We start from the raw sequence: 18452 nt of genomic DNA, 5'->3' as shown, positions 1-18452 counted from the left end.
GCGCGCGGCCCCCTAACGCCCGCGCAGAAACGCGCTACCTTTTCCCTGCAGCCGCTGACAGGAGGGAAGGATGAGCTGGAACCCGGCACTGGAACCGCAATGCCCCGACGCGGGCGATCTCGACTCCATCGAAACGGTGATCATCCCGCGGGCCCGCGACATCGGCGGCTTCGAGGTGCGCCGCGCGCTGCCCGCGCCGCGCCGCCAGATGGTGGGGCCGTTCATCTTCTTCGATCAGGCCGGACCGGCCGAGTTCCTGACCGGGCAGGGCATCGACGTGCGCCCGCACCCGCATATCGGCCTTGGCACCGTCACCTATCTGTACGAGGGCGAGTTCGAGCACCGCGATTCCCTAGGTACCCATCAGATGATCTACCCGGGCGAGGTGAACTGGATGGTGGCGGGGGAAGGCGTCACCCATTCCGAGCGCACCTCTGCCGCCACCCGCCAGGGCGCCAGCAGCCTGTTCGGCATCCAGACCTGGATCGCGCTGCCCGACAGCCACGAGGACGTGCCAGCCGCCTTTGAGCATCACGGCAAGGCAGCACTGCCGCTGCTGGAGGGAGAGGGCAAGGCGGTGCGCCTGATCCTCGGCTCCGCCTGGGGTGAGAAAGCGCCTGCAACGCTTTATTCTGAAACCTTTTATGCCGATGTTGTGCTGCAGGCCGGGTCCAGGCTGCCCTTGCCCTCCGATTACGAGGACCGGGGTGTCTATGTGACCCAAGGCTCGGTGGAGATCGCAGGCGAAACCTTCGAGGCCGGCCGGATGATGGTGTTCCGCCCGGGCGACGAGATCACCGTGACCGCAGGCCCCGCGGGCGCCCGGCTGATGGCGCTGGGCGGCGAGACCCTGAACGGGCCGCGCTACATCTGGTGGAATTTCGTCGCCTCCTCCCGCGACCGGATCGAGGCGGCCAAGGCGTCCTGGGCCGCAGGCGACTGGCAGCACGGACGCTTCCAGCTGCCGCCCGGCGATGATCAGGAGCACATTCCGCTGCCGTGACACGGGCGGGCGGCGGGCCGCCCGGAAATATTTCACATGTGAAGTCTTGCGCCGGTGCTCCAACGGGTGTTCAAGTCGCAGTCATGAGCCAAACCGCAGACAGTGCCCCAGCCAGCCAGAGCCCCCTGATGGGGGTATTCTGGATGGTGATGACCGGCCTCTGCTTTGTCGCGGTGACGGCGCTGGTCAAATATCTCGGCGCCCGCATCCCGCCGGCCGAAAGCGCCTTTCTGCGCTACCTGCTGGGGCTGGTGTTTCTGATCCCGATGATCGGCGCCCTGCGCAGGGCGCGGCTGACACCGCGGCTCTGGGCGCTGTTTGCAGGCCGCGGCGCGGTGCATACGGCGGGGGTGATCCTGTGGTTCTTTGCGATGACCCAGATCCCGCTGGCCGAGGTCACGGCAATGAATTACCTGTCGCCGGTGTATGTCACCCTGGGCGCGGCGCTGTTTCTGGGCGAGAAACTGGCGCTCCGCCGGATCACCGCCATCGCCGTGGCGCTGGTCGGTGCCGCGATCATCCTGAGGCCGGGCTTCCGCGAGGTCACGCCGGGCCATGTCGCGATGCTGTTCACTGCCGTTTTCTTCGGCGCCTCCTACCTGATTGCCAAGTTCACCGTGGGCAGCAACAGCCCGGCAGTTGTGGTGGCGATGCTCTCGGTTTTTGTCACCATCGGGCTGGCCCCGTTTGCGCTGGCGGTCTGGGTGACGCCGACACTGGCGGAAACCGGCATATTGCTGCTGGTCGCGCTGTTTGCCACCGGAGGCCACTACACCATGACCCTGGCATTTGCCGCGGCACCGGTGTCGGTGACCCAGCCCGTCACCTTCCTGCAGCTGCTCTGGGCCACCTTGCTGGGCGCATTGGTGTTCGGGGAACCGGCCGATATCTGGGTGGTGTCCGGCGGCGGGCTGATCCTGTCTGCGGTCAGCTTCATTTCCTGGCGTGAAGCCAGGATCAAAAAGAAGGCTCTTACACCTTCCGGTAACGCAACCGGCGTTTGATGGACTCAGGGATGCCGCAAGCCCGGGACGGTTTCCCGCTCTTGTTGGCGCACGCGGGGGCTGCAGATGGCAAAATTCCTTTGGCTGGCCGGATTGCTGCTGGCGGCCCTGCTCAAAGCGCCGGCCGGTGAAGCCCGGATCCGTATCTGCAACGATACGGAGGCCTTGCATCATCTGGCTGTTGCTGCCCGCGCCAATGGCAGCTGGGTTGCACAGGGCTGGCAGCCCGTGGTGCCGGGCGGCTGCTTCGAACCGGTGCCGGACGGGTACCAGGGCAGGTTCTTCTATTTCCGTACCGAAAGTCCCGGATACCGGTTCCGCGACGACAGTATCCGGTTCTGCACCGCGCCGGGCCGGTTCCGGGCCGCGGACCACGGCGATTGCGCCGCCCTGGGCTATGCCGAGCAGGGATTTGCCAAAGCGGTGGCAAAGCCCGCAGACCAGCGGATCCTGCTCAGTACCCGCTCCCAGGCGGTCACCGGGAGCGCCGCCGAGGCTGCTCCCGCCGGGCTGCCCTTTGCGGCGGAAGTGGTCTTTCAGGGCTGCAAGCCGCTGGCAACACCGGAAACAGTGGCCTGCCGCTTTGTCGGAGGCGGTTTGGAAATCGGCAGCGAGGGCCGGGTTCAGGTGTCCGACCCCGTGTTTACCTTCCTGCTCGGACTGCTGCCCGGCGCCCCGTTGGCCATCGAAGGAGAAATGACGTCCCTTTTCGGCACATCCGGCGCGCTGGACCTGCAGAGTGTCACGCCGCGGGCTCCGAACCGGTTCGACAGGATGCTGCAGCAGATGCAGGGGGAGTGGCTGTCAGTGAGGAACCCGAAGGACAGGTTTTCCATCTCGGGCGCCGTCCGCCAGGTCAGCTACGCGGGCAGGCGCATGACCCCCGAGTTTGTCTCGATCCAGGAAAGCTGCCGGGGAGCGGACCGCACCGGTGATTTCCTGATGGCCTGGGACAGCCTGCGCGGCACCAGCCTTTGCTACCGGATCCAGTCCCTGACCAGCGGCAGCATGACGCTGGTCTACCTGCCGCGCGGCATCCGGCTCGACTACCGGCGGCTGCCTTGAGGCACCGCAGTCAGGGAATCACCAGATCCACCACCCGGTGCGCCGCGGCGCGCGCGTCCTGCGGGTCCAGCGGCTCCTCGGATTGCGCCGCCTGCAGCCAGACCCCGTCCATGTAGCTCTGCAGCGCCTGGCGCGCGGTTTCCACCCGGCCCGGCGGCAGCAGCGCCTTCAGCTCGGCCAGGAAATGGCTGCGCACCCGGGCCCGGTTGATTCGGTGCAGGCGGCTCAGCCGCGGCGAATAAGGCGCATTTGCCCAGAACTGCATCCAGATGCTGCACTGGGGAACGGTATAAAGACCATCGGCAAAGTTGGCATCCATCACCGCGTAAAGCCGCTCGCGCGGGGTGCGCGCGGTGGCGTAGCCTGCGCACATCGCCCGCCGCAGCTTGCCCAGAAGATGCAGCATGGTGGCTTCCATCAGCCCTTCCTTGGAGCCGAAATAATAGTTGATCGAGGCCGCCGACGCCCCGGCCTCCCTGGCGATTTCCGCCATGGTTACAACCCCGTAGCCCCGCTTGTGCACGGCGACGATGGTGGCTTCGATCAGCTCTTCGTTGCGGATGTCCCGGATGCGTTTCCTGCTCATGACAAAGTTGTGCGGCAATTGGGGCGCCGTTTCAACTGTTGTTAGCGTGAATTGAAAACTTGAATGGCCGTTTAAAAAATCGTTTGGCCAGTCAGCCGGCTGTGTTATGTACCCATTCCATGTCTATGGGCGGCTTCCGCCCGGAAATGGGAGGGACATATGACCTACATAATCTCATTCGGGATTCTGCTGGCCTTTGCGCTGGTGGCGTTCTGCGTGATCAAGTGGTGGAACGTCCGCAACGTCGGCGTGACCCCGGTTCACCTTTTCACCTTCATCGCAATCCTGTTCACCTCCGGTCTGGACGTGGGGCTGATCATGTTCCCGCTGGCCTGGGACTTCCCGCTTTATGCGGACACCGCGGCGGAGCCCGCTTATGGCTTCACCAACCCGCTGGCGCTGGAATTCGGCTTCTGGGGCTTCCTGATCTGGGGCTTCTACTTCCTGACGACCTTCTACTTCTGCGTGATCGAGCCGCGGGTGAAGTTCTTCGAGATCCCGCTGGTGAAATGGATCAACAACATCGTCATCATCGGCACCTGCGCCTTCACCGGCGCGCTGTTCCTGATCTACCTGCCGTATTACGCCACCTTCATGGGCGACGGCGAGACGGTGATCCCGGCCTTCTATGTCATCACCTTCCTGGTGATCCTGTTTGCCGCCTTCTCCTCCACCGACATCAAGTACGTGCGCATTCTGTCGATCGGCTCCACCGTACTGTTTGCGGCGCTGATCCTGGGCATGTGGGCCTATGCCGGCATGGGGCTGGGCGCCTTTGCCGATACCGCCTCCAACATCGGCGGCTATTTTGCCAACATCCACAAATTCGTGCTGCCGCTGACCGACTATCATGAGTTCTACCTGTTTTGGTGGTTCGCATGGTCGATCATGATCGGCCAGTTCACCTCGCGCTTTGTCGGCGGGTTGCGCACCTGGCAGGTTCTGGCGGCGCTGCTGGTGTTCCCGTCGATCCCGCTGGGCGTGTGGTTCTCGGTGCTCTACTACTACCACCTGAACAGCATCGAGACGACGCTGCTGATCAACGTCTCGATGGTTGCCGTGGGCATCATCTTCGTGGTCAACTCCTTTGACTCGCTGATCCGCCTCTACACCGACAACCTGAACCTTTCGGCCAAGCGTTTCGGCACCATTCCGTATGTGCTGGGCAATGCGGTTGTGCTCTTTGCCCTGACCCTGGCGTTCCAGAGCCAGTGGCTGCAGATCCAGTGGATCGGCACCGCGGTGATCGGGATCTATGTGGCCTGCCTGGCCTATATCGCCCTGTACAAGCGCAGCGAAGTGATGAGCATCGACGCCTCGCCCGAGGAGAACACGCTCGACTTCGAGAAGATCAAGGCGGCCCACTAAGGGCGGTCTCCCGGCTGAACCCCTGTTTCCCCGAATAGATGGTTCAGCCTCCAACTGCCTGGCGGCGCCTTCGGGCCTGCCAGGCGCCTTTGCAACGAAACATCGCCAATACTTGGGAGGTCCGCGATGAGTGCCCCGAATATCCTGATCCTGATGGTTGACCAACTGAATGGGACACTTTTCCCGGACGGCCCCGCCGACTGGCTGCATGCACCGAACCTGAAGAAGCTGGCGGAACGCTCCACCCGCTTTGCCAACGCCTATACCGCGTCGCCGCTGTGCGCGCCGGGGCGGGCCTCCTTCATGTCCGGCCAGCTGCCCTCGCGCACCGGCGTCTACGACAACGCGGCTGAGTTCCGCAGCGATATCCCCACCTATGCCCACCACCTGCGCCGCGCGGGATACTACACCTGCCTCTCGGGCAAGATGCATTTCGTCGGCCCCGACCAGCTGCACGGCTTCGAGGACCGGCTGACCACCGACATCTACCCGGCCGATTTCGGCTGGACCCCGGATTACCGCAAGCCGGGCGAGCGCATCGACTGGTGGTATCACAACATGGGCTCGGTCACCGGGGCAGGGGTGGCGGAAACCTCCAACCAGATGGAATACGATGACGAGGTCGCCTACAACGCCACCGCCAAGCTGTATGAGCTGTCGCGCGGGCTGGACGACCGCCCCTGGGCGCTGACCGTCTCCTTCACCCATCCGCATGACCCCTATGTGGCGCGCCGCAAATACTGGGACCTCTATGAGGATTGCGAGCATCTGCTGCCGCAGGTCCCGGCGATGGACTACGAGGACCACGACGCCCACGCCAAGCGGATCTTCGACGCCAACGACTGGCGCAGCTTCGACATCACCGAAGACCACATCAAACGCGCCCGCCGCGCCTATTTCGCCAATATCTCCTATCTGGATGACAAGATCGGCGAGATCCTGAACGTGCTGGAAACCACAAGGCAGGAGGCGATCATCCTGTTTGTCTCCGACCACGGCGACATGCTGGGCGAGCGGGGCCTGTGGTTCAAGATGAGCTTCTTTGAGGGCTCCAGCCGCGTGCCGCTGATGATCTCGGCGCCGGATCTGCCTGCGGGCCGGATCGATACCCCGGTGTCCACGCTGGACGTGACCCCGACCCTGGGGGCGCTGGCCGGTGTGGACATGGGCGAGATCGAACCCTGGACCGACGGCCAGAACCTGGTGCCGCTGGCCACCGGCTCTGAGCGCAGCGAACCGGTTGCTGTGGAATACGCGGCCGAGGCGTCTTATGCGCCGCTGGTGTCGCTTCGCTACGGCAAGTGGAAATACAACCGCTGCGCGCTGGACCCGGATCAGCTGTTCGATCTGGAGGCCGACCCGCATGAGCTCAGCAACCTGGCGGACGACCCGGCCCATGCCGGCACGCTGCAGACATTGCGTGCCAAATCCGAGGCCCGCTGGAACCTGGACACCTTCGACGCAGAGGTGCGCGCCAGCCAGGCCCGCCGCTGGGTCGTCTACGAGGCCCTGCGCCAGGGCGGCTACTACCCCTGGGACTACCAGCCGCTGCAAAAGGCCTCCGAGCGCTACATGCGCAACCACATGAATCTCGACACCCTCGAGGAAAGCAAACGCTTTCCCCGGGGCGAATAACCCGAAATCCGCATCCCGCCAGTTCTTCTGGCCCTAAATATCCCCGCCGGAGGCATAAAAACATGACTCATCCCGCTCAACCCAAAGCCAGCCATTTCATCAACGGCGAATACGTCGAAGACACCGCAGGCACCCCGATCCCGGTGATCTATGCCGCGACCGGTGAGCAGATCGCCACTGTCCACGCCGCCACGCCCGCAATCGTGGAGCAGGCGCTGTCCACCGCCAAAGCCGCGCAAAAGGCCTGGGCGAAGATGACCGGCACCGAGCGCGGCCGCATCCTGCGCCGCGCCGCCGACATCATGCGGACGCGCAACCGCGACCTCAGCGTGCTGGAAACCTACGACACCGGCAAGCCGCTGCAGGAAACCCTCGTCGCTGACGCCACCTCCGGCGCCGACGCGCTGGAATACTTCGGCGGCCTCGCAGGTTCCCTGACCGGCGAGCATATCCCGATGGGCGAGGACTGGGTCTATACCGTGCGCGAAGCACTCGGCCTGTGTGTCGGCATCGGCGCCTGGAACTACCCGACCCAGATCGCCTGCTGGAAGGGCGCCCCGGCACTGGCCTGCGGCAACTCGATGGTGTTCAAACCCTCCGAGACCACTCCGCTGTGTGCTTTGAAAGTGGCCGAGATCCTGCACGAGGCCGGCCTGCCCGCGGGCGTGTTCAACGTGGTGCAGGGCATGGGCGAAGTGGGCGGCGCGCTGGTCACCGATCCGCGCGTCGACAAGGTCTCGCTGACCGGTTCGGTGCCGACCGGCAAGAAGGTTTATGCCGCCGCCGCCGCAGGCATGAAGCACGTCACCATGGAGCTGGGCGGCAAGTCGCCGCTGATCATCTTTGACGACGCCGATGTGGAAAACGCCGTCGGCGGCGCCATCAACGGCAACTTCTACTCCTCCGGCCAGGTCTGCTCCAACGGCACCCGCGTGTTCGTGCAGAAGGGCATCAAGGAGAAATTCCTGGCCCGCCTGGCCGAGCGCACCGGCGCCGCGGTGCTGGGCGATCCGCAGGACGAGGCCACAAATTTCGGCCCGATGGTCACCGAGAACCAGATGAACATCGTGCTGGGCTACGTTGAGAAGGGCAAGGCAGAGGGCGCCCGCCTGATCTGCGGCGGCAACCGCGCCGACCTGCCGGGCTTCTTCATCCAGCCCACCGTCTTTGCCGATGTGACCGACGATATGACCATCGCGCGCGAGGAAATCTTCGGCCCGGTGATGTCGGTGCTGGACTTCGACACCGAGGAAGAAGTCATCGCCCGCGCCAATGACACCGAATTCGGTCTCAGCGCCGGTGTCTTCACCAACGACTTCAGCCGCGCCCACCGGGTGATCGGCCAGCTGGAGGCCGGCAGCTGCTTCATCAACTCCTACAACGACGCGCCGGTCGAGGCGCCGTTCGGCGGGGTGAAGGCGTCTGGCGTCGGCCGCGAGAACTCGAAAGAGGCGATCAAGCACTTCAGCCAGGTGAAGTCTGTCTACGTGCGCATGGGCGACGTCGAAGCGGCGTTCTGATTGCCCTTTCGGGCAACGCCCACCCACCCGCCCCGTTGCCCGAAAGGGCAATGGGGAAGGGTTTGCTGAGAAGCCCGTTGAGGGCGCGCTGCGTCCTCAGCGGACCAGACCAATGATGAGGCGGATTCGGGCGCCTCAAGGACAAGCCGCGCCAGGCGCGGTGCCTCGCGGCATCCTTGACCCGGCCCGGAACCGCAATGGAGAGAAGCGATGAACGCGGATTATGTGATTGTCGGTGCCGGCTCGGCCGGCTGTGCCATGGCCTACCGGCTGTCCGAGGCCGGCAGGTCGGTGCTGGTGATCGAACACGGCGGCAGTGATGCCGGGCCGTTTATTCAGATGCCGGGGGCGCTCAGCTACCCGATGAACATGCCGCTCTATGACTGGGGCTACAAATCCCAGCCCGAACCGCATCTGGGCGGCCGCCAGCTGGTCTGCCCGCGCGGCAAGGTGATCGGCGGCTCCTCCTCGATCAACGGCATGGTCTACGTGCGCGGCCACGCGGGCGACTACAACCACTGGGCAGACTCCGGCGCGGCGGGCTGGTCCTATGCCGACGTGCTGCCGTACTTCAAACGGATGGAAACCTGGAACGGCCGCGGCCATGGCGGCGATCCGGACTGGCGCGGCAAGGACGGCCCGCTGCATGTGACCCGCGGCCCCCGCGACAACCCGCTGCATGACGCCTTCGTCAAGGCCGGTTCGCAGGCCGGCTACCCGGTCACCAAGGATTACAACGGCGAGCAGCAGGAGGGCTTCGGCCCGATGGAGATGACGGTCTACAAGGGCCGCCGCTGGTCCGCCGCCAACGCCTACCTCAAGCCCGCGCTGAAACGTGAAAACTGCGATATGATCCGCGCGCTTGCCCGCAAGGTGGTGATCGAGGACGGCCGCGCCGTGGGCGTCGAGATCGAACGCGGCGGCAAGGTCGAGGTGATCCGCGCCAATGCGGAGGTGATCCTGGCCGCTTCCTCGCTGAACTCGCCCAAGATGCTGATGCTGTCAGGCATCGGCCCGGCCAAGCATCTGGCCGAACACGGCATCGACGTGATCGCCGACCGTCCCGGCGTCGGCCAGAACCTGCAGGACCACCTGGAATTCTACTTCCAGTTCGCCTGCAAGCAGCCGATCACCCTGTTCAAATACTGGAACCTGGTGGGCAAGGCCTATGTCGGCGCCCAGTGGATGTTCACCAAAACAGGGCTCGGCGCCTCCAACCAGTTCGAAAGCGCCGCCTTCATCCGCTCCGACAAGGGCGTGGACTACCCCGACATCCAGTACCACTTCCTGCCGATCGCGGTCCGCTACGACGGCCAGGCGGCGGCAGAGGGCCACGGCTTCCAGGCCCATGTCGGCCCGATGCGCTCGCCTTCGCGCGGCGAGGTCACGCTGGCCTCCGGCGACCCCAAGGACGCGCCGAACATCCTGTTCAACTACATGTCGACCGAGCAGGACTGGATCGACTTCCGCAAATGCGTGCGCCTGACCCGCGAAATCTTTGCCCAGGACGCGATGAAGCCGTTCCTCAAGCATGAGATCCAGCCCGGCACGGACCTGCAAACGGACGACGAGATCGACGGCTTCCTGCGCGAGCATGTCGAAAGCGCCTATCACCCCTGCGGCACCTGCAAGATGGGCGCGGCGGACGATCCGATGTCGGTGGTCGACCCGGACTGCCGGGTGATCGGCGTCGAGTCCTTGCGCGTTGCCGACAGCTCGATCTTCCCGCGCATCACCAACGGCAACCTCAACGGCCCCTCGATCATGACCGGCGAGAAGGCCTCCGACCACATCCTGGGCCGCCGCCTGCCATCGTCGAATGCAGAGCCGTGGTTCAACCCGAACTGGCGCGAAGCGCAACGCTGATCCTGTTGCGTTGCCAGCAAGCCGCCCGCCACCTCCCCTTTGTGCGGGCGGCTTACTTTCTGCCTGAAAATCAGCACCTTTCCCGCATCTCTTGATCCGCGTCAAAGCGGCCGGGCAGGGCAGGCAATACCCTGCAAGCGACCCTAGGAAGAAGGAGCAGGCAGGTGTCCAACACGCCCCATGAACTGGCCGAGGAATTCCCGGAAAAAGCGGCGCTGATGAGCCGGCTGAAACAGACGGATGCGCATTTCGCCAAACTGTCGGATGAATACCACGCGGTGAACCGGGCCGTGCACCGGGCGGAAACCAGCGTGGAGCCGGTCAGCGCCCAGGCCGAGACCGACATGCGCAAGCAGCGCGCCGCGCTGAAGGATGAGATCTGGGGGATCCTGTCCAGGGCGTAAGGGCCTGCAGACAGAGCTTTCGCAGAAGGGGCGCCCGGTGCGCCTCTTTTCTTTGTCCGGCGCAGGCCGGCCGCCTTGTCTTCGGTGCAGTGCGAGTCGCGGCGGCCGGATTGATCCTGGACCGGAAACAATTGCCGCGCAGCCCGGCGGCTGTTGAAAAACCCATCCCGGATACAAGGGAATTTTGGTGAATTTAAGGCAAATTCGTCAAAATCATGACCGGAGGCGCTATGTATAGCCTGCAGCCCGGGTCCGGCCTCAAAGCGGCGGCTGCGGAGTATCGTGCGAAGGAGTAACCGTATGGGACAGGTCTATCAGCCGGGGCGCTGGCAGGAGATCGAGGGGGTGCCGTCCGAGCATTCCGATGCAGAAATCCTTGCAGCGGTCCGAAACGTGGTCAGGGCAGACGCGGCGGTCCCGGCAGAGGCGGAGGAGCCTGCCCCAAACCGCATGCGCCAGTGGCGGACGGCCCCGGCAGACCAGCCCGAACAGCCGCCGCAAGCGGCGGTCAAGGCGGAACGCGCACTGATGGCCCGCCTGCTGGACCGCCTGCGCGGCTGACTGCGCCGCCCCGTAACGCGCGGGCCGGCCTCAGCTCACCTCATAAGGCAGCACGCCGCGCTGGTCGGTGTTGATGGTCAGCCGCCGCTCCAGGGGCGGCACCGAGCGCTGGTGGCAGTCCTTCCTCTCGCAGATGCGGCAGGAGATGCCGATCGGCTCATAGGCGCTGTCCTGGCTCACATCCAGCGTGTCGGCATAGACCAGCGCCTCGGCATGGCGCACCTCGCACCCCAGCGAAATCGCATAGCGCCGCACCGGCGCGCCGAATGAGCCGCCCGGTTTCGACACATCCCGCGCCAGCGAGATATAGCGCACCCCGTCCGGCGTCTCCGCCAGCTGGCGCAGGAACCGGCCCGGGGTCTCGAACGCCCGGTGCACGTTCCATAAGGGGCAGGCGCCGCCGAAACGGGCAAACTGCAGCCGTGTGGCGGAGTGCCGCTTGGTGATCGTGCCGGCCTGATCGACGCGCACGAAGAAGAACGGCACCCCCTTGGCGCCGGGCCGCTGCATCGTCGACAGCCGGTGGGCAATCTGCTCGATCGAGGCGCCAAAGCGGATCGACAGCAGCTCCAGGTCATGGCGGCAGGCCTGCGCCGCCTGCAGGAACCGCGTGTAGGGCATCAAGGCCGCCCCGGCGAAGTAGTTGGCCAGACCGATCTTGGCGATGGCGCGGGCCTCCTCGCTCTGGAACTTTGCAAAATCGAGCGTCGCTTCCAGCAGTGCGTTCTGCCGCAGCAAGGCCACCTGCAGCAGCATCTGGAACAGCTGCGTCTGCGGCGCGGAGCGGTTGGACAGATGCAGCACGCCGGTCTCCGCATCATAGCGGCGCAGCCCCTCCATCTCGGTCTGCTTCACGGTGACCCCGCCGCGCTCCAGCTCGGCCACCGCCGCGGCGCGGATATCATTGGTGGCGGCAAAATGCTCCGCCGCGTGGTCCACTGCGTCGATGTAATTGTCGCAGTAATGGAAGAAGTCCCGCACTTCTTCCCAGGGGCTCGCTTGAATGCGGGCATCCTCGCGCCCCAGCGCCTCGTCCAGCGACGCCAGCCGCTCATGGGTCTGCCGGTAGGCCCGGTGCAGCGACAGAAACGCCCGCGCCAGCGCCGGGGCATTGGAGGCGGTCAGCCGCAGGTCCGCCAGCGGCGGCGCATCATCGGCAAACACCGGATCCGCCATCGCCTCGCGCATGTCGCTGACCAGCCGCTCGCTGTCGCCGGCGCTCAGCTCGGTCACATCCATGCCGAATTCCTGCGCCAGCGCCAGAACCACCGTGGTCGACACCGGCCGGTTGTTGTTCTCCATCTGGTTCAGATAGGGCAGGGACACCCCCAGCTTGGCGGCAAAATCCTTCTGCGTCAGCTCCAGCCGCTGCCGCATTTCGCGCAGCTTGGCGCCGGCGTAAAGTTTCTGGGTGGCCATGGGGCGTGCCTTTGCAAATCCATTTCCTGCGAATGGTATAATTGCAAATTCAGGGCCGCAAGCCCGCCGCAGCCCTCATGCGCCGATCTGCCGCTCCCGCACCACCACCAGCACGATCGCCAGCAGCCCGCACAGGGCGGTGCCGAACATGATCGCCAGCAGCGGCACCGCGGTGGAGCCCGGCACCAGCAGCCAGCCGGCCAGGGCGCTGAGCACAGCCCCCGCACCGATCATGATCGCGCCGCTGAGGCCGGAGGCGGTGCCCGCCAGATGCGGCCGCACCGAAATGGCCCCGGCGGTGGCATTGGGGATCGCCATGCCGTTGCCGAGGCCGACAAAGCACATCAGCCCGAAGAAGGTCAGCACGCTGTCGGCGCCCGCCATTGCGATCAGCAGCGACAGCAGCACCCCGCCGCCATTGAAGACACAGCCCCACAGCACCATGCGGTTGATGCCGATCCGGGTGGAATAGCGCCCGGAGGCGAAGTTGCCGGCAAAATACCCGATCGCCGGCGCCGAGAAATAGACCCCCAGCTCCGCGGTGCTCAGCCCGTAGACCTCGGTGCCGACAAACGGCGCGCCGCCCAGGTAGGCAAAGAACGCGCCCGAGGCGAGGCCGGAGGACAGCGAATAGCCCCAGAACCGCGGCGAGCGCAGCAGCTCCGGGTATTCGCGGAATTGCGCCATCAGCGTCTTGCCGCTCTTGTGGGCGGTCTCGCCGAAATCGGTGAAAGTGATCGCCAGCGTTGCCGCGCCGACCAGGAACAGCATCCAGAAATTGGCTTTCCAGCCCATCCACTGGTCCAGAAAACCGCCGATTGCGGGGCCGATCATCGGCACCACCGCCATGCCCATGGTGACATAGCCGATCATGCTGGCGGCCTCGTTGGTGTCGAACATGTCGCGCACCGCGGCCCGGCTCAGCACCATGGTCGCCGCCACCGCCGTTTGCGCCACCCGGAACAGCAGGAACAGCTCCGCCGTCGGCGCATAGATGCAGCCCAATGTGGCCAGCAGGAACAGCACGATGCTGGTCAGGATCACCGGCCGCCGCCCCATCTGGTCGGAGATCGGCCCGACAAAGATCTGCACCACCGCATTGCCGGCAAGATACAGCGCCACCGACAGCTGCATCACCCGGTAGTCGACCGTGTAATACTCGGCCATCCCCGCCAGCGACGGCAGATGCAGGTTCATGCCAAGCGCCGACAGCCCGGCAAGCAGGATCAGGGTGAAAATGCGCGGAGGCGTCCGCTGGCCGGACACGCGGGAATTATATGTGGACATACCATCCGGTTAGAGCAGTCGGCCGGTCTTGTCCATCAGTCCTCTGCATGGCCGGGCATAAGGTTGCCGCTGCGTCAAAAGACTCTTGCGTGAAATTCGAAGCCTCACCTATGGTTGCCTGACTGCTGCATTTTTTGACGCGTTTCCCGAAGGCCCGTCCTTTTAAGTTCCGTTGAGGTGACCCATGGCCATTACCCCCGATCCGCTTGCCAACAACCCGGCTATCCGGCAATGGGCCGAACGGTTCTACACGATCAAGGCCTGGACCATGCCGGATCTGCCGGACGCCGGGGACGAGGAGCTGGAGCTGCGGCGCGCGGCGGCCCTGGCCGAGCTGAACAAGATCACCGTTCCTGCCGCGCTCAGTTCGGGGGCGCGGCGCAGCCTGGCGGGCGGGCGCAAGGCGCTGAAAAAGGAAATCCTCAGCGCGGACGGGACAGGCGCCTTCGACGCGCTCGACAGCGATATTTCCGATCTGTCCGCCCGCATCGCCGCGCAGCTGGCGGTTGCGGCGGCACGGGATCTGGCGCAGGCCGCCCTGGCCGCGGCGGAGGACAAATTCGCATCGGTGCGCGGCAGTCTGGATCAGGGCGCCTTCACCTATGTGGAAGGGCTGATCAAGGCCGCGCAGAAATCCATGGGGGCGGCCGTCTCGGACACGGATTTCGAGGCGGTGGAGGCGCAGGCCAAGGACATCGCCGCCAAGGCGGATGACGCCAATGCCTACGGCATCTATTTTGACAATTGGGCCAGCGCCACGCTGTCGCTGATCACCCCGATGACCGGCGGCACCAGGGACGCCGCCGAAACCGCGCGCAGCGCGCAGATGAAAACCGCGGCGGGGCATTCCAGCGCCGGGGATTTCGGCGCCGCCAGGACCGCACTGGAGGCCTGGAAATCCAATCTGGGCGATGAGGACGACCTGGCCGCCGCGCTCAGCTTTGCGGCGCTGATGGATGACTACATGTCAAAAACCCACGACCGCAGCGATTTTATCCTCACCAGCGCGGTGCCGGATGCCAGGGACTACCGCAACCACCTGAAAAACGCCAAGAAAAAGGCCTACAAGGAGCAGAAGTTCGCGGAAGCTCAGGCCCTGCTGCAGGAGCTGATCGACTACAGTTCCAAGGACCGCGGCAAGCTGGCCCGCTACATGCGCAGCTTTGACGGCTCGCTGCGGGCGGACCAGGGGTTCCGGGACGCCCTGGCGGCGGCCGGTACCAAGCAGAAGTTCACCGGCACCAACGACCCCCTGGGGGCGATGGCGGATATGAAAGTCTGGGAAAAAGCCAACCGCGCCCTCATGCGCAAGAGCTATTCCAAGCAGATCGTCAAGGCGCTGGAAAAGAAGTACGACGCCCTCAAGAAGGTTCTGGCAGAGCCGGAGCTGAGCGATCTGACCGCGACATGGGACGCGCACAAGCTGCTGGCGGATGCCGACAATTTCGACAAGGACACAGGTGCGCCGCAGTACCACGCCAAGCTGAACCAGCTGTTCCAGCTGGAAAAAGTGGTGGATGACCGGCGCGAGATGGCGCAGATCCTGGCCCGGCACCCCGGCGCTGCGGGCTATGATTTCCACAAACCGGTGGCGGACGCCCTCACGGCGCAGAAATACCCCGAAGCCATCGCCGCCGTGCCGGCCGCGCTGGCGCTTTTGCGGGCAATGCCGGCCTATCTGGCCGCCAAACAGGCCGCCGAAGATCTGCTCGCGGTGCTGCCCGGCGATGCGGATGCCGTGAGGGGCACGCTGGATGACGCGGTCACGGCGGCGGAGGCCGCGGCCCGCGGCGGTGATCCGGCCAAGGCCGCAGGTGATCTGCAGACGGTTCTGGATGGTGCCGATTACCTGGATCTCGTGCTGGCCATGGCAGATTACCGCGCCAAGCTGGCCAAGGTCGAAAAGGAGCACGCCCGGACCAAGAAGTACCTCAAACTGCCCGCCGCAGAGACCAAGCTGGACGAGGCGCTGCAGGCGGCCAAGGACCGGGCCGGGACGGACAGGGAATACGGCGATGCTTTCCTGATGCTGGACACCCATGAAAAGCTGCTGAAGACGGTCAAGCCGATGGCCACCGCCCGCTTCCAGGTGCAGGGGATCATCGCTGCGCTGAAACGGGCCGGGGTGGCCTCGGACGAGCTGGACCCTTTCGAGGTCAAGGCCGCGGCGGCGGAGGATGAGGCCGGGAAGCCGGATTTCGACAAGGCCAGGACCGCCTTTGATCAGGTCCGCAAGGAACTGGAAAAACTCAGCGCCGAGGCGGCGGAAGCCTATGAGATGATGGATGGGGTCGGCAGCAACGCGGGCCACTCGCTGGACCGCCACGGCCCGGATGTCAGCGACGAGGATCTGATCACCCGGCTGAAAACCGGCAAGCCGCCCAATGCGCATTCCGACGACGAGCGCTCTTATACCGGCGCGTCCTCCAAGTTCCACAGCCCGCAGGACTGGCTAGCCGGGCGCGAGTTGGCCGCCCAGGCGGCGCTGGCCAAGGGCGTTGACATCACCGGGACCGAAATGGCCTTCACCGGCGATCCGCTGGCCGATCCCGACGAAAGCGCCGATTTCACCGTCGAGCACGGCCGCCCGATCGACAAGGCCTATATCGGCCATAAGAAACATGTGCGCTCCGATGACAGCGGCGAGCCGATTGCCGACAAGACCTATGAAAGCTTCGAGGAGGTCGAGGGCCTGACCCGCGCCTATGTGAATTTCATCTGGGAGCCGGAAATGCTGCCCGCCGAAACCACGGACCATCCCGACCCCGCAACGGACTACCCGGAAGAAAAGGCGCAGGACAACGCCGACTATGCGGTGAAATACACCACCCGGCACGGGGCCGCTCCGGCCAGGATTCCGGGCCGCTGGGTGATGATGCAGCAATACCCGGTCGCCGACGGCTGGGACAACGAGACCAAGACCTATACCAATGGCAATCCGGGGAACATGATCCCATGAAAATCCGCAAGGAACTGATCGCGGGCTACCTGCGGCTGCTGACTATGGGCCGGGCGGTGAACGCGCCCGATCCGATGGCCGATCTGGCCCAGTTCGACGCCGACATCCGCAGCATGCACAAACGCGCCTACAAGGAGGGCAACCTCGACTGGCTGCGGCTGGCGCTGGATTCGCTGATCGCCGCCCCAAGCGGCCGCATCGGCCAGTTTGCGGGCCAGCAATACCCCTTTGACGAGGCCGAGCTGCAGGCGCTGTTCCGCCGCGCCTACGGGATGATCTGGCCCGACCAGCCGCTGTCCGAACCGGGCGACGAAGCGGATCTGGAGTTTGTGGAAATGAGCGCCGAGGACTGGGACGCCTTCACCGGCAGCGCCAGCTAGGGGCCAGTTAGGAGACTGCCATGCCTGATCAGGCTTTTGATGCGGACGCCGTCCTGAAACTTCTGAAAAAGGCCAAGGCCTCCGGCAAGGCGCTGCCGTTTGCCTTCGGGCTGGCCGGAAAGCCGGAGGACTGCGGGCTGATGATCGACCTGCGCAAGCCCGGCAAGGTGCTGCGCGGCGACATGAAAAAGGCGCCGGGGATCAAGAAATCCTGCTTCGGCACCCTGCGGGTCGAGGAGAACGAGGTTCTCCTGCAGCCGGAAAAGCCGCTGAAGGGCATCGTCAAGCAGCTGAAGAAGAAATTCATGAAGGAGGGCATGGTCAAGTTCAAGCCGGTCCTGATCGGCCCCGACGGCAGCATCATCGACGAGGACAGCCTGCCGGATGACGACGCCGGGACACCTGAAGCCGGCGCGCCGGCACCGGCGGAAGATGGGGCGGCAGCCGCATTGAAGCAGCGCATCGCCGCCGCCGTGGAGGCGGTCAAGGCGCTGGGCAACCCGGAGCTGGCGGGCAAGCTCGCGCCGGAAATCAAAGCCGGGGTGAAACTGCTGGGGCAGGGCGACCACGACGGCTGCGCCGCACGGCTGGACCGGCTGGAGGCCGCACTGGCCAAGCTGCAGTCCCAGCCGAAATCCGCCCCGGCGGATCCGGAACAGGCCGCCAAGCTGTCCAAGCTGCTGGCGGCGCAGGCGGCAAGGATCAAGGCGCTGCCGCCCGAGCAGGCGGCCCCCTTGGCCGCGCAGGCCCGCGCCATCGCGGCCAGCCTCAAGTCCGGAGCGCTGCCGCAGGCCGCCGACGGGCTGAAGGCGCTGATCGGGGCGCTGGATGCCCCGGCTGCGGAGGCGCCGCCGCAAGCGGACCCGATGGAGATCTGGCAGGCCGCCAAGGAGGACGTGGACCGCGGCGTCTCCAGCCTGCAGGACGCGCTGAAATCCCACAACCACCCGGTGCTGGCGCAGATCGCCGATGCCGGTCTGGCCGGCGTCACCGATGGCAATCAGACCGCGCTGATGAAGGCGCTGTTCGAGATGAAATCCGCCACCGGCGCGGCCCGCCAGAAAGCCGCGCAGGCGCTGCTGGCCCAGATCGCGGCCTACTTGAAGTTCCTCAAGGACGATCCGGTGATCGCCATGGTCGAGGACAATCCTTTCGGCGTGAAGGCCCCGGTCAAAACACCGCTGGCAAATGCCCTGCGGCAGATGGCCGAGATCGCCAAAGCCGCCTGAGGCTGCGTATCCGGCCCCGGGCAGGGGCCGGAATCCGGACCGGAACTTTGCTTATTTGCGGGTTTGCGGCCTGCGTATGCAAACGATTTGCAAATTTGCGATAATGTCCTTTGGCTTCGCTGCGGCGCAATATATGGTCCCGGTGAAATCTACAGGGGACATGTGC

The 18452-nt window shown here is 65.1% G+C and carries 15 protein-coding genes; 12 read left to right on the top strand and 3 right to left on the bottom strand.

The genetic code is table 11. From position 1 onward, the window contains the following. Nucleotides 1-70 precede the first annotated feature (70 nt). The 3 genes from OKQ63_RS11705 to OKQ63_RS11695 all read left to right on the top strand — a co-directional run bounded on the left by OKQ63_RS11705 (nucleotide 71) and on the right by OKQ63_RS11695 (nucleotide 3072). Complete coding sequence (locus OKQ63_RS11705; RefSeq protein ID WP_264210256.1) at nucleotides 71-1003, top strand: pirin family protein; 933 nt, start codon at nucleotides 71-73, stop codon at nucleotides 1001-1003. 128 nt (nucleotides 1004-1131) lie between these two features. Continuing rightward, nucleotides 1132-2007 (top strand): DMT family transporter, encoded by an 876-nt coding sequence (locus OKQ63_RS11700; protein ID WP_434086009.1) that lies wholly within the window; start codon nucleotides 1132-1134, stop codon nucleotides 2005-2007. Nucleotides 2008-2073: 66 nt separating this feature from the next. Beyond that, entirely contained in the window at nucleotides 2074-3072 is a 999-nt protein-coding gene (locus tag OKQ63_RS11695) for a DUF1036 domain-containing protein (RefSeq protein WP_264210255.1), read from the top strand. A 10-nt stretch (nucleotides 3073-3082) separates the two neighbouring features. Here OKQ63_RS11695 and betI read toward each other — a convergent pair whose 3' ends face one another. Then, nucleotides 3083-3658, bottom strand: a complete 576-nt coding sequence (gene betI / locus OKQ63_RS11690; protein WP_264210254.1) for a choline-binding transcriptional repressor BetI — start codon at nucleotides 3656-3658, stop codon at nucleotides 3083-3085. A 159-nt stretch (nucleotides 3659-3817) separates the two neighbouring features. Between betI and OKQ63_RS11685 the strand changes: the two genes are divergently transcribed. The 6 genes from OKQ63_RS11685 (at nucleotide 3818) to OKQ63_RS11660 (ending at nucleotide 11012) form a co-directional block, all read left to right on the top strand. Then, nucleotides 3818-5026, top strand: coding sequence for a BCCT family transporter (locus tag OKQ63_RS11685; RefSeq protein ID WP_264210253.1), 1209 nt, complete (start codon nucleotides 3818-3820; stop codon nucleotides 5024-5026). A gap of 126 nt (nucleotides 5027-5152) precedes the next feature. Continuing rightward, nucleotides 5153-6661 carry a choline-sulfatase gene (betC, locus tag OKQ63_RS11680; protein WP_264210252.1) on the top strand — a complete coding sequence of 503 codons (1509 nt, stop codon included), beginning with the start codon at nucleotides 5153-5155 and terminating at the stop codon, nucleotides 6659-6661. A gap of 62 nt (nucleotides 6662-6723) precedes the next feature. Continuing rightward, nucleotides 6724-8181 carry a betaine-aldehyde dehydrogenase gene (gene betB / locus OKQ63_RS11675; protein WP_264210251.1) on the top strand — a complete coding sequence of 486 codons (1458 nt, stop codon included), beginning with the start codon at nucleotides 6724-6726 and terminating at the stop codon, nucleotides 8179-8181. Between the two features lie 210 nt (nucleotides 8182-8391). Continuing rightward, on the top strand, nucleotides 8392-10047 hold the full coding sequence (gene betA, locus OKQ63_RS11670) for a choline dehydrogenase (RefSeq protein ID WP_264210250.1): 1656 nt from the start codon (nucleotides 8392-8394) through the stop codon (nucleotides 10045-10047). A gap of 164 nt (nucleotides 10048-10211) precedes the next feature. Continuing rightward, nucleotides 10212-10451: an HP1242/YdcH family protein gene (locus OKQ63_RS11665; protein WP_264210249.1), complete on the top strand. Its 240-nt coding sequence runs from the start codon at nucleotides 10212-10214 to the stop codon at nucleotides 10449-10451. Nucleotides 10452-10751: 300 nt separating this feature from the next. After that, nucleotides 10752-11012, top strand: a complete 261-nt coding sequence (locus OKQ63_RS11660) for a hypothetical protein (protein WP_264210248.1) — start codon at nucleotides 10752-10754, stop codon at nucleotides 11010-11012. Nucleotides 11013-11042: 30 nt separating this feature from the next. Here the strand turns inward: OKQ63_RS11660 and OKQ63_RS11655 are convergent, their stop codons facing one another. Both OKQ63_RS11655 and OKQ63_RS11650 read right to left on the bottom strand, forming a co-directional pair. Beyond that, entirely contained in the window at nucleotides 11043-12431 is a 1389-nt protein-coding gene (locus tag OKQ63_RS11655; RefSeq protein WP_264210247.1) for a helix-turn-helix domain-containing protein, read from the bottom strand. Nucleotides 12432-12506: 75 nt separating this feature from the next. Then, nucleotides 12507-13718: a multidrug effflux MFS transporter gene (locus tag OKQ63_RS11650; RefSeq protein WP_264210246.1), complete on the bottom strand. Its 1212-nt coding sequence runs from the start codon at nucleotides 13716-13718 to the stop codon at nucleotides 12507-12509. A 184-nt stretch (nucleotides 13719-13902) separates the two neighbouring features. Here OKQ63_RS11650 and OKQ63_RS11645 point away from each other — a divergent pair, with 184 nt between their 5' ends. Genes OKQ63_RS11645 through OKQ63_RS11635 form a run of 3 tightly spaced genes read left to right on the top strand, consistent with a single transcriptional unit; the run spans nucleotide 13903 to nucleotide 18286 of the window. Continuing rightward, nucleotides 13903-16677, top strand: coding sequence for a hypothetical protein (locus OKQ63_RS11645; protein ID WP_264210245.1), 2775 nt, complete (start codon nucleotides 13903-13905; stop codon nucleotides 16675-16677). Beyond that, complete coding sequence (locus OKQ63_RS11640) at nucleotides 16674-17057, top strand: hypothetical protein (RefSeq protein WP_264210244.1); 384 nt, start codon at nucleotides 16674-16676, stop codon at nucleotides 17055-17057. Before OKQ63_RS11645 ends, OKQ63_RS11640 begins: the two co-directional genes overlap by 4 nt. 20 nt (nucleotides 17058-17077) lie before the next feature. Further along, entirely contained in the window at nucleotides 17078-18286 is a 1209-nt protein-coding gene (locus tag OKQ63_RS11635; protein WP_264210243.1) for a hypothetical protein, read from the top strand. Nucleotides 18287-18452: the final 166 nt, after the last annotated feature.

The sequence above is a fragment of the Leisingera thetidis genome, from assembly GCF_025857195.1.
Taxonomy (GTDB): Bacteria; Pseudomonadota; Alphaproteobacteria; order Rhodobacterales; family Rhodobacteraceae; genus Leisingera; species Leisingera thetidis.
This window is presented reverse-complemented; position numbering and strand designations above follow the sequence as displayed.

Excerpts from the sequence above, each read along its gene's own strand:
- OKQ63_RS11705 (WP_264210256.1), top strand. The coding sequence starts at position 71 with ATGAGCTGGAACCCGGCACTGGAACCGCAATGCCCCGACGCGGGCGAT.
- betB (WP_264210251.1), top strand. The coding sequence starts at position 6,724 with ATGACTCATCCCGCTCAACCCAAAGCCAGCCATTTCATCAACGGCGAA.
- betI (WP_264210254.1), bottom strand. The coding sequence starts at position 3,658 with ATGAGCAGGAAACGCATCCGGGACATCCGCAACGAAGAGCTGATCGAA.
- betA (WP_264210250.1), top strand. The coding sequence starts at position 8,392 with ATGAACGCGGATTATGTGATTGTCGGTGCCGGCTCGGCCGGCTGTGCC.
- betC (WP_264210252.1), top strand. The coding sequence starts at position 5,153 with ATGAGTGCCCCGAATATCCTGATCCTGATGGTTGACCAACTGAATGGG.
- OKQ63_RS11685 (WP_264210253.1), top strand. The coding sequence starts at position 3,818 with ATGACCTACATAATCTCATTCGGGATTCTGCTGGCCTTTGCGCTGGTG.
- OKQ63_RS11660 (WP_264210248.1), top strand. The coding sequence starts at position 10,752 with ATGGGACAGGTCTATCAGCCGGGGCGCTGGCAGGAGATCGAGGGGGTG.
- OKQ63_RS11645 (WP_264210245.1), top strand. The coding sequence starts at position 13,903 with ATGGCCATTACCCCCGATCCGCTTGCCAACAACCCGGCTATCCGGCAA.
- OKQ63_RS11700 (WP_434086009.1), top strand. The coding sequence starts at position 1,132 with ATGGGGGTATTCTGGATGGTGATGACCGGCCTCTGCTTTGTCGCGGTG.
- OKQ63_RS11695 (WP_264210255.1), top strand. The coding sequence starts at position 2,074 with ATGGCAAAATTCCTTTGGCTGGCCGGATTGCTGCTGGCGGCCCTGCTC.
- OKQ63_RS11650 (WP_264210246.1), bottom strand. The coding sequence starts at position 13,718 with ATGTCCACATATAATTCCCGCGTGTCCGGCCAGCGGACGCCTCCGCGC.
- OKQ63_RS11635 (WP_264210243.1), top strand. The coding sequence starts at position 17,078 with ATGCCTGATCAGGCTTTTGATGCGGACGCCGTCCTGAAACTTCTGAAA.
- OKQ63_RS11640 (WP_264210244.1), top strand. The coding sequence starts at position 16,674 with ATGAAAATCCGCAAGGAACTGATCGCGGGCTACCTGCGGCTGCTGACT.
- OKQ63_RS11655 (WP_264210247.1), bottom strand. The coding sequence starts at position 12,431 with ATGGCCACCCAGAAACTTTACGCCGGCGCCAAGCTGCGCGAAATGCGG.